Here is a 10639-nt window from a genome sequence, read left to right on the forward strand (position 1 = left end):
TACGTTCGTCATCCCCCCTGGCACCCCTAACGTGCGCCCGCCTTCGCCTTGAGCAGGTCGGCTGCCACACCGGCCAGCGCACGCCGGTCCACCTTGCGGTTCGCGTTGAGCGGGAACTCCTCGACGTGCTGGTAGTGCTTGGGCACCATGCTCTGCGGCAGCCGGTCGCACAGCCGCTTGTTGAGCTCGGCGGCGGACACGCGCTCGCCTGTGTAGAAGACGACGAGCTCCAGCCCGCCCGGGGTCTCCCGGGTCACGGTGACGGCGTCCTCCACGCCGCTGGCCCGCACCGCGTTGTCGATCTCGGCCAGCTCGATGCGCAGCCCGTGGATCTGCACCTGGGAATCCAGGCGGCCCAGATAGGCCAGCTCGGTCGGCGTGACCCAGCGGACCCGGTCGCCCGTCCGGTACCAGAGCTTGCCGCCGTACTCCAGGAAACGGCCCTTGTCGTCCTCGGGATCGAGGTAGCCGGGCGTCATCTGCGGGCCGGTGATGCACAGCTCGCCCTCGTCCTCGGTGGGCTCGCCGTCCGGGGTGATGATCAGATGCTCGTGGCCCGGGTTGAGGTCGCCGATCGGCACGACACCGTTGACGCTCAGGCTCTCGGACTCCGCGGACCAGCGGTGGGCCGTGATGGTGACGGTGAGCTCGGTCGGCCCGTACAGGTTCTCCAGCGTCGAGCCGGCCGCGGCCGCCTGCCAGTCCGCGGCGTCCGCGCACTTGAGGGCCTCGCCGGCGAAGAAGCTCCAGCGCAGCGTCGGCATCGACCGGGCGTTCAGGCCGCCCATGCGTTTGACCAGGCCGATCGCCGACGGCGTCGAGAACCAGACGGTGATGTTCTGCGCGGCGAAGTAGGCCGGCATGTCGCGGTAGGCGTGCGGCGGGATCGCGCACACGGTGGCGCCGGCGCCCCAGGCGCAGAACAGGTCGAACATCGCGCAGTCGAAGTTCAGGTCGAACGTCTGCGAGAAGACGTCGTCCGGGGTGAAGTCGAAGCGCTCGTCGAGGTACGAGAAGTAGTGATGGGTGTTGCCGTGGGTGATCGGCACGCCCTTGGGCCGGCCGGTGGAACCGCTGGTGAACAGCATGTACGCGGTGTCGGTCGCGGTCACCGGATGCGGCTGCGCCAGCTTGTGCGCCGGCTCGGGCTCGCCGGTCAGGTCGAACACCGGCATGGTGTCGCCGGCCAGCACGTCCTCCAGCACGGCCAGGCCGTACTCGTCGGCCAGCAGCGCGGTCACCCCGGCCAGGTCGATCATGGCCCGCAGCCGCGGGCTGGGGAAGCTGACGTTGAGCGGGACGACGGTGGCGCCGGAGTACAGGGCGGCGAGAAGGCCCTGGTAGGACTCGATGGTCTTGCCGAACAGGACCCCGACCACGGCCGGCGGCCTCGGGCCGCCGGCGTGGAGTGATCCCGCCCACAGCAGGGCCCGTTCGTGCGCCTCGCGGTACGTGACCTCCCGGTCGCCGAACCGGATCGCGGCCCCGTCCGGCGAAGCGGCGAGGCCACGAAGGAAACGTGCGTGCAGCGATGAGTTCATTCTTCCTCCTCTATGACATGCATGGCATGGGTCTACTAGGGATTTCAAGGATCGGCCAGAGATTCGAGGGAAATCCCGCCCCCTGTTTGCGTCATGCTGGACAGGGGTAGCGACCGGGGGGATAGCGGTTTAGCGTCAACATCGGCCACAGCCGGACCAATTCGGCCCGGAAATAGATTGGAGTCACCCATGTGGGACGCACGGTTCGAGGAAGTGCTGCGCCCGTACCTGCCTTTCCTGCCGGCGGACGAGCCGCTGACGCAGGAGTCGAGCCTGCGCGACCTGGGGCTCGACTCGCTGGGCACCGTCGAGCTGCTCGGCGCGCTTGAGCACGAGTTCGGCGTCCGCTTCGTGGACGACGCCCTGAGCCTGGAGACCTTCGCCAACGCCGGCGTGCTGTGGGCCACCCTGGACAACCTGGACAAGCAGGCGGCCTGAGCGCTGCGTCGAAGCGGCCATGTCCACTGTGGACATGGCCGCTTCTGTTCTGTAGGGGGACCGGCTTCGTGAGCCGGTCCCCTTTCTCACGCCGCGGTGCGCTTGCGGGGGCTGACCGCGAGCTTCGGATCGACCGCCGCGACCTCGAAGTTCTTGGTCGTCACGGCGACCCGGCCGAACAGGCTGTCCTGGCCAGCGATGTGCACCTTGGTCACGCCGAGGCGCTTGAGCGTGGCCACCGCGTCCGGCCAGCGCACCGTGTTGACGATGCCGTCCAGCAGCATGTCCCGGACGTGCTCGCCGGTGGTGACGATCTCGCCGTTCTGGTCGTTGACCACGGGCAGCGCGGGGTCGGCGAACGCGAGCTGGTCGAAGACCTCGGTCCGGATCTTCTCGCGCAGCGGGCCGAAGCTGCTCACGTGCATCGGCGGATGCATGGTGTACAGCGACATGCCGCCGTTGCGGCGCAGCTTCTGCTGGAACCACTCCAGGTTGTCCCGGCTCAGTGAGACCATGTGGAAGTCGTGGTCGATGTGGCAGGACACGTCGTGCCAGTAGCCCAGCTCGTCCATCTCGGCGAACAGCTGCGCGAGGATGTCCTGCGGCGTCCGGACGAACGAGTGCGTGACCACGTCGGCGAACTCCGTGGCGAAGAACTCGTCGAGGCAGCGGGCGAACTCGTACGTCATCCACACAGCGTCCGAAAAGGACAGTGAGCCCGTGTAGGCGGCCAGCGCCTTGCCGCCGAAGCTCGGGCCGACGACGACCTCGGGCTTGGCGCCCAGCTCGCCCTCGGCCCACTGGGCCAGCGCGACGCAGTTGACCAGGAAGCTGACCTGGGCGTGCCGGCTGTAGTCGCCCTCGGTGTCACGGAAGGCGTCCACCAGCGAGTAGCCCAGGCGCTCGTCGGCCTGGGCGACCAGGCGCCGCGCGTAGGGGTTGATGACCATGAACTTGCCGACGTCGGCGAAGCGGGACGGCCCCATGCCGGGGAAGACGACCGCTTCGGACGCGGTGAACTCGGTGCGCATTGGCTTGTCTCCGCTACAGGCTGGACAGGTAGGTGTGCAGGACGTCGTCGAACAGCTCGGGCTCCTCGAGGTGCGGCACGTGGCTGGACTCCTCGAAGATCTCCCAGCGGTTGCTGGGAATCAGGTCCTGGAAGGGCTGGACGGTGGCCGGCGTGGCCTCGTCGTGCCGGCCGGAGATGATCAGCGTCGGCACCTCGATGTCGGGCAGGACGTCGATGACGCCCCAGTCCCTGAGCGTGCCGATCACGTGGAACTCGCTGGGGCCGTTCATGGTGGAGTAGACGGTGGAGTCGTTGTAGATCTCGTACTGCGAGGCCTGCATGTCCCGCGGCGCCGGTTTGATCCGGCAGACGTGCTTGTCGTAGAAGGCCTGCATGGTGTTGTGGTAGTCGGGGCTGTCGGTTGTGCCCTCGGCCTCGTGGCGGCGCAGGATCTCGTCCACGCCGGCCGGCAGCTGGTCGCGCAGGACCTTCATCTCCTGCAACCACAAGGGGTAGGAGGCCGGCGAGTTGGCGATCACCAGTCCCTTGAGGCCCTTCGGGCGCTTGGCGGCGTGCATGGCGACCAGCAGGCCGCCCCAGGACTGGCCGAAGGGCACGTAGTTGCCGTCGATGCCCAGTTGCCGCACCAGGTTCGTCAGCTCGGCCTCGAACAGCTCCGGGGTCCAGAAGTCCGCGCCCTTGTCCGGCAGGTGCGTGGAGCCGCCGTTGCCGAGTTGGTCGTAGTGCACGACCGGCCAGCCGCGGGCGGCCAGTTCGCTCAGGCGCAGCAGGTAGTCGTGGGTGCTGCCGGGACCGCCGTGGACCACCACCAGCACCGGCTTGCCGGAGCTCGGGTCGCCCGTCACCCGGTACCACGTCTTGTAATCACCGAACTTCACGGTCCCCTTGGCGCTGGGGGCAAGCGACATCGTTCCACCACCTCGTCGATAGTCCTTGGCCGCCAACGCGTGCGGCGGCGCACCGCAGGTCGACGGTAGCGCCGGAGAAGGTGGGGAAACCCTTCGATCGAAGTCCCTAACCTCGGGGGCGTTCGGTCCTTGTGCTGGATCGACGAGTGCTGTACAAATGTATTAGACGTAAGTACGTATGAACTTCACTGGAGGATCCCCGTGTGGCACTACGAGCGCAGCATCGACGCCGACGCGACCCCCGCGGCGGTCTGGGCGCGCTACACCGACGTGGCCACCTGGCCCGAGTGGAACGCCGGCATGGAGAAGATGACCCTCGACGGCCCGTTCGCCGGCGGCTCCACCGGCGTGATCACCAACGCCCAGCAGGGTCCGGCACCGTTCACCCTCGTCGACGTCGTTGACGGGGTCAGCTTCACCACGCAGACGCAGATCGACGAGAACGTGGTCGTGCGGTCCCACTGCAAGGTCGTGGCGGCCGGCGCCGGTTCCACCATCACCCACCGCACCGAGCTCGACGGCCCCGGCAGCGACGAGATGGGCGCGGCCATCGGCCAGTTCCTCAGCGGCGGCATCGACGCGGGCCTCGACGCCCTGGCCAAGGTCGCGAGCTGAAGTCGGTTCCGGCGCGGGATTTCTGAGCACGGCAGCGGGGCCGGCGTTCCCGGCCCCGCTGTCCCCCACAACTTCATCGCCGGCGCGGCGCCGCGGATGGGATCCCCTCACATCCCGCGGTGTCCGCCCCGGCCACCGGACGTCAACCCCTCTGGCTCGACGTGGCGACCGGTGTTCCCCCCGCAGCCCCCTCCACCCCCTGGGGCTGCCAACAGCCCCGGCGTGATGGTCACGCCGGGGCTGTTGTCGTGCTGCCCCCGGTCTGCCGATCCCAGACCGGGGACAGCCGCCTTTATCGGGAGGACAGCCAGTCGTTGACGGCCTGGGCCGTCGCGGCGGCGTGCTCCTCGACGATGGTGAAGTGGCTCGCGCCGGGCACGGTGACCACGTTGTGGGTCTTGTCCCAGGCCACGGCCCGCCAGTCGTCGCCCGTGTCGTCGGGGTTCATGAAGGACTTGTCGGCCCGCAGGAACAACACCGGGGCCTCGATCGGGCCGAGGTCGAAGCTGGGCAGCAGGTCGATGTAGGCGTTCATGCCGCTCAGCCTTGCGCTGTCGAACTTGCCGAACACGGATTCCTTCTCCAACAGCACAACGGCCAGCTGCTCGAAGACGTCCCGTTCCTCGCCCTCGCTGACGTGATACGTGTCGACGAGCACCACGCCGTCCGGCTTGATGCCTTGGGACTCAAGGTGTTTCGCCGTCGCGTGGGCCAGCACGCCGCCGGAGGAGTAACCGAGCAGCAGGAACGGCTCGCCTCCGGCCAACTGGTTCACGGCCTCGCCGAGCACGCTGACGGCCGCTTCCGCCGTGGCGGGCAGGCTTTCGCCGCGGCCGAAGCCCGGCACCGGCAACGCGTTGACCGACCGGCCGCCGCCGATGTTGGCGGCGACGCGGGCGTGTTGGTGGGTGCCGCCCAAGGCCATCGGGGTGCTGATGCAGATCAGGCGCGGCGTGGTCGTGCCTTCCGCGAAGGTCACCGGCTTGGGCAGGTGGTCGACGTCCGCCACGCCGGTGAACTTCGGCCGGATGTCCGCGACCGCCCGCAGCAGGGTCAGGCCCTTCTGGAGGTTGCCCGACAGCACCGAGTCCCGGAAGAAGTCGCTCAGGGTCTCGTCGGCGTTGCTGTCCTCGGTCTGTGTACTGGACAGTTCAGTACACAGCCAGCGGGCCAACTCGGCCGGCGACTTGTTGTCGAACACCACCATCGCCGGCAGGGTGAGACCGGTCGCCGCGTTCAGCGCGTTGCGCAGCTCCATCGCCGTCAGCGAGTCGAAGCCCGCGGCCAGGAAGTCCCGGTCCGGGTCGACGCTGTCCGCGCTGGCGTGCCCGAGCACGACGGCCGCGTTGGCCAGGATCAGGTCCTTCAGCACCTGTTCCTGCCCCGCTTCGTCCATTCCGGACAGCTGCTTGCGCAGCACCGCCGGGTCGGCCGCCTTGCCCGCGGCCTTGCGGGTGGTGCGGATCAGGCCGTGGAACACCGGCGCCAGCCGGTCCTGTCCCACCGCGTTCAGCGCCTTCACGTCGATCCGGATCGGCGCCAGCACCGGCTTTTCGCTCGCGGTTGCCGCATCGAACAGCGCCAGGCCTTCTTCCGTGGTCAGGCCCAGCACGCCGCTGCGCTGCATCCTGGCGGCGTCGGCGTGGTCGCCCATGCCGTCGTCCCACAGGCCCCAAGCCAGTGACACCGCCGGCAGCCCCTCGGCCCGCCGTAGCTCCGCCAACGCATCCAAGTACGCATTTGCCGCCGCGTAGTTGCCTTGCCCCGGCGTGCCCAGGATCCCCGCAGCTGAACTGAACAGTACAAACGCGTCCAGCTCCAGGTCCTTGGTCAGCTCGTGCAGATTCCAGGCGGCATCGACCTTCGGCCCGAACACCTTGTCCAGCCGCTCCGGCGTCAATGCGGAGATCACCCCGTCATCGAGCACCCCCGCCGCGTGAACCACCGCCTTCAGGTCCGGCGTGACCACCTTGGCCAGGGCTTCCCGGTCCGCCGCATCGCACGCCGCGACCTCGACCTTCGCCCCCAGCCCGGCCAGTTCTTCCCTCAGCTCCTGCGCCCCGGGAGCCGCCAGGCCGCGACGGCTGGTCAGCACCAGCTCGGTGACGCCGTGTTCGGTCACCAGGTGTCGGGCCAACTTCGCCCCCAGCCCGCCCGTGCCGCCGGTGATGAGAACCTTGCCGCCAAACGTCTTTGTCGACTCCGGCGCCGGCACCCGGGCCAGCCGCGCGGCCTCGATCTCTCCCCCGCGCACCCGGACCTGCGGCTCCTCCGACCCGATGATCTCGGCCAGCTTGTCGAGCGGTGCCCCGTCTTCCAGGTCCACCAGCACGATCCGCCCCGGGCTCTCCGACCACGCGGATCGCACCAGGCCACCGACGGCAGAGGCCGCGAGGCCGCCGCGGGTGACCACCACCAGCGGTGTGTCCTTCTGGAGCTCGGCCAGCGTGGCGTAGGTCGCCTCGCGCACATCACCGGTCGGCTCGAACACGGTCCAGCCGGCGGTGTCCGCGGGGCTGGCGGTGATCGGCGTCCACGTGAGACCGAACAAGGAATCGTTGGCGCGCCGGGCATTGCCCGCATCCAGGGCGACCGGCCGCAGCATGAGGGACTCCACCGACACGACACTGCCACCGGCCGGGTCGACGGCGTGCAAGGAGACGACGCCCTCACCCGTAGGCCGGACATGCACCCGGAGCGCACTGGCCCCGGTGGCGTGCAGGGAAACGCCGGCCCAGGAGAAGGGCAGCGCGGCCTGGTCGCCGGTGACGCCGGTGAGGCTGATGGCATGCAAAGCGGCATCCAGTAGCGCGGGATGCACGCCGTAGCCGTCGATCTCGACGCCCTCGGGCAACTGAACCTCGGCGTACACCTCGTCGCCACGCTTGAACGCCGTGTGCAAGCCCTGGAACACGGGGCCGTACGCGAGGCCGGCGTCGGCCAGGACGTCGTAGTGGGCGGTCAGGTCGACCGCCTCGGCGTTGACGGGGGGCCATTCCACGGTCTCCGCCCGCCCGCCGCTGCCGAGGCGGCCGGTCGCGTGCCGCGTCCACGTCTCGTCCTGGTCGGCACGCGAGAAGACGCCGAGCTGCCGGTCGTCGCCGACCCGCACCTGCACCGCGACGCCGCCGCGCTCCGGCAGCACCAGCGGGGCCTCCAGCGTCAACTCCTCCACCACGTCGCAGCCGACGAACTCGCCGGCCCGCAGCGCCAGTTCCACGAATCCCGTGCCCGGGAAGAAGATCGAGCCGCCGACCACGTGATCGGCCAGCCACGGCAGCGTGGCCGGCGACAACCGCCCGGTCAGCACCAGCCCGTCGCCGTCCGGCGCGGTCAGCACGGCGCCGAGCAGCGGATGCCCGGCCGCCTCCAGCCCGGCCGACACCACATCGCCCGCGCCGCCGCCGAGCCAGGAATTGGCCAGGTAGTCCTGCGCGGTCAGCCAGAACGTCTCGTGCTGGAACGCATAGGTCGGCAGGTCCACCCGCCGCGCCTCGCGCCCCTCGAAGAACGCGGCCCAATCCACGTTCACGCCGTGGGCAAACGCTTGCGCCAGCCCGGAAACTAGCTCGCGCTCGGACTCCCGGTCGCGCCGCTGGGTTGCCACGAACACCGCGTCGTCCACGGAGTTGGCGGCCATCGCGGTCAGCACGCCGTCCGGCCCGATCTCGACGAACCGGCCGACGCCCTTGCCGGCCAACGTCTTCACCGCGTCCGCGAACCGCACGGCCGCCCGGACGTGGTTGACCCAGTACTCCGGCTGGCTCCACTCCCCGCCGCCGGCGGACGTGGTCACCGCCTGGATCTTCGGGGCGCTGAACTCAAGCCCGGCGACGACAGCGCGGAACTCGTCGAGCATCGGCTCCATCAGCAGCGAGTGGAACGCGTGCGACACCTTCAACCGCGAAGTCTTACGCCCCAACGCCTCGAACTCGGCCTGGACCGCCAGCACGGCCTCTTCGTCGCCGGAGATCACCACCGACTGCGGCCCGTTCACGGCAGCGATACCCATGCCGTCACGAAGCTGGACCTCGTCCTCGCCGGCCTGCAAGGCGACCATCGCACCACCGGCCGGCAGCGCCTGCATCAGGCGACCGCGAGCCGACACCAGCGTGCACGCGTCTTCGAGGGAGAGGACGCCGGCGATGTGCGCGGCGGCGATCTCACCGACCGAGTGACCAGCCACGAAGTCCGGCTTGACGCCCCAGGACTGAACTAAACGGTACAGTGCAACTTCGAACGCGAACAGGGCGGGCTGGGCGAAACCGGTCTGGTTGAGAAGGTCCTGGTCGGTGCCCCAAACGACGTCGCGCAGGGAAGAAGACGCCGACGAAGCAGCGCCAAGGGCAGTGGCCATGGCCAGGTCCAGCAGATCAACGACCTCGTCCCAAGCCGCCGCGAACACCGGGAACCGCTCGTACAGCTCACGGCCCATGCCGATGCGCTGGGATCCCTGGCCCGTGAACAAGAACGCCGTCAAACCGCCGCCACGCGCCGACCCACGAACCACGCCCGGCGCCGAAGCGCCTTCGGACAGGGCGATCGCGCCCCGTCGAAGCTCCTCAAGATCGCTGCCGACGATCACGCCCCGGTGTTCGAAGGCAGCACGGCCCGTCGCCAGCGAGTAGGCGACGTCCAGCGGCACACCGTCCACATGCGACAGCTTGACGGCCTGACCGGCCAGCGCCTCGGGGGTCTTGCCGGAGAGGATCCACGGCACCGGCCGCTGGGCGACGGTGCGCTCGGCGATCTCCTCTTCGGGCGCCTCCTCGATGATCACGTGGGCGTTGGTGCCGCTGATGCCGAACGACGAGATGCCGGCCCGGCGCGGGCGATCGGCCGACGGCCACGGCCGCGACTCGGTCAGCAGCTCGATGTTGCCGGCGGTCCAGTCCACCTGCGGCGTCGGCACGTCCACGTGCAGCGTCTTCGGCATGGTCCGGTTGCGGATGGCCATGACGACCTTGATGATGCCGGCCACGCCGGCCGCCGCCTGCGTGTGCCCCATGTTCGACTTGATCGACCCCAGCCACAGCGGCTCGGCCCGATCCTGGCCGTAGGTGGCCAGAAGCGCTTGCGCCTCAATGGGATCACCCAGGGTGGTGCCGGTGCCGTGCGCCTCGACCATGTCCACCTGGTCGGCCGAGACCTGCGCGCCGGCCAGCGCCGCCTTGATCACCCGGCGCTGCGAGGGACCGTTCGGCGCGGTCAGGCCGTTCGACGCGCCGTCCTGGTTGATCGCCGAGCCCCGCACGATGGCCAGGACCTCATGCCCGTTGCGGCGGGCGTCGGAAAGCCGCTCCACCACCAGCATGCCGACGCCTTCGCCCCAGCCCGTGCCATCCGTGGCCCCGGCGAAGGACTTGCACCGACCGTCCTTGGACAGCCCGCGCTGCTTGCTGAACTCGACGAACGTCTCCGGCGTCGCCATCACCGCCACGCCGCCGACCAGCGCCAGCGAGCAGTCCCCCGCCCGCAGCGCCTGCACCGCCCAGTGCAGTGCCACCAGCGACGACGAGCAGGCCGTGTCGATCGTGACCGCCGGCCCTTCGAGCCCGAACGTGTAGGAGACCCGGCCCGAGGCGATGGCGCCGGTCGAGTTGTTGGCCGCGTAGTCGTGATACATCATGCCAGCGAACACACCCGTGGAGCTGCCCTTGAGCGTCGTCGGGTCGATGCCCGCCCGCTCCAGCGCCTCCCACGTCGCCTCCAGCAGCAGGCGCTGCTGCGGGTCCATCACCAGGGCTTCCCTCGGCGAGATGCCGAAGAAGCCCGGGTCGAAGTCCGCCGCTCCGTGCAGGAAGCCGCCCTGGTCCGTGTACGTCGTGTTGGGCCGCTCCCCGGTCGGGTCGAAGATCCGCTCCGCGTCCCAGCCCCGGTCGGTCGGGAACGACGTCACCGCGTCCTCGCCGTCGCGCACCAGCCGCCACAGCTCTTCCGGCGACGACACCCCACCGGGGTATCGACACGCCATGCCCACGATCGCGATCGGCTCCCGGATCACCGCGTTCAGCTTCCGGTTCTGCTGCCGCAGCCGCTCGGTCTCCTTCAGCGACGCCCGCAGCGCGTCGACCAGCTTCTTGTCGGATTCGGCCATCGCACTC

6 protein-coding genes are annotated in these 10639 nt (G+C 69.6%); 2 read left to right on the forward strand and 4 right to left on the reverse strand.

Annotated features, from left to right (window positions below; translation table 11 throughout):
• Positions 1-26: 26 nt before the first annotated feature.
• Positions 27-1541, reverse strand: coding sequence for an AMP-binding protein (locus AB0M73_RS24460; RefSeq protein ID WP_363894392.1), 1515 nt, complete (start codon positions 1539-1541; stop codon positions 27-29).
• A gap of 189 nt (positions 1542-1730) precedes the next feature.
• Between AB0M73_RS24460 and AB0M73_RS24465 the strand changes: the two genes are divergently transcribed.
• A complete protein-coding gene (locus AB0M73_RS24465) occupies positions 1731-1979 on the forward strand; it encodes a phosphopantetheine-binding protein (protein WP_043724431.1) in 249 nt (82 codons plus the stop codon).
• An 86-nt stretch (positions 1980-2065) separates the two neighbouring features.
• Here the strand turns inward: AB0M73_RS24465 and AB0M73_RS24470 are convergent, their stop codons facing one another.
• Both AB0M73_RS24470 and AB0M73_RS24475 read right to left on the reverse strand, forming a co-directional pair.
• The gene (locus AB0M73_RS24470; RefSeq protein WP_363894395.1) at positions 2066-3010 is read right to left on the reverse strand and encodes an ACP S-malonyltransferase; all 945 of its coding nucleotides are present in this window, start codon (positions 3008-3010) and stop codon (positions 2066-2068) included.
• A 13-nt stretch (positions 3011-3023) separates the two neighbouring features.
• Positions 3024-3920, reverse strand: a complete 897-nt coding sequence (locus tag AB0M73_RS24475) for a proline iminopeptidase-family hydrolase (RefSeq protein ID WP_363894398.1) — start codon at positions 3918-3920, stop codon at positions 3024-3026.
• Between the two features lie 201 nt (positions 3921-4121).
• On the opposite strand from AB0M73_RS24475, the gene AB0M73_RS24480 reads away from it, so the two are divergent.
• Positions 4122-4535, forward strand: a complete 414-nt coding sequence (locus AB0M73_RS24480) for an SRPBCC family protein (RefSeq protein WP_363894401.1) — start codon at positions 4122-4124, stop codon at positions 4533-4535.
• Positions 4536-4827: 292 nt separating this feature from the next.
• On the opposite strand, the gene AB0M73_RS24485 is transcribed toward AB0M73_RS24480, so the two are convergent.
• Positions 4828-10632, reverse strand: coding sequence for a type I polyketide synthase (locus AB0M73_RS24485; RefSeq protein WP_363894404.1), 5805 nt, complete (start codon positions 10630-10632; stop codon positions 4828-4830).
• Positions 10633-10639: the final 7 nt, after the last annotated feature.

Origin of the sequence: Kutzneria sp. NPDC051319 (assembly GCF_040682195.1) — a bacterium.
Lineage (GTDB): Bacteria > Actinomycetota > Actinomycetes > Mycobacteriales > Pseudonocardiaceae > Kutzneria.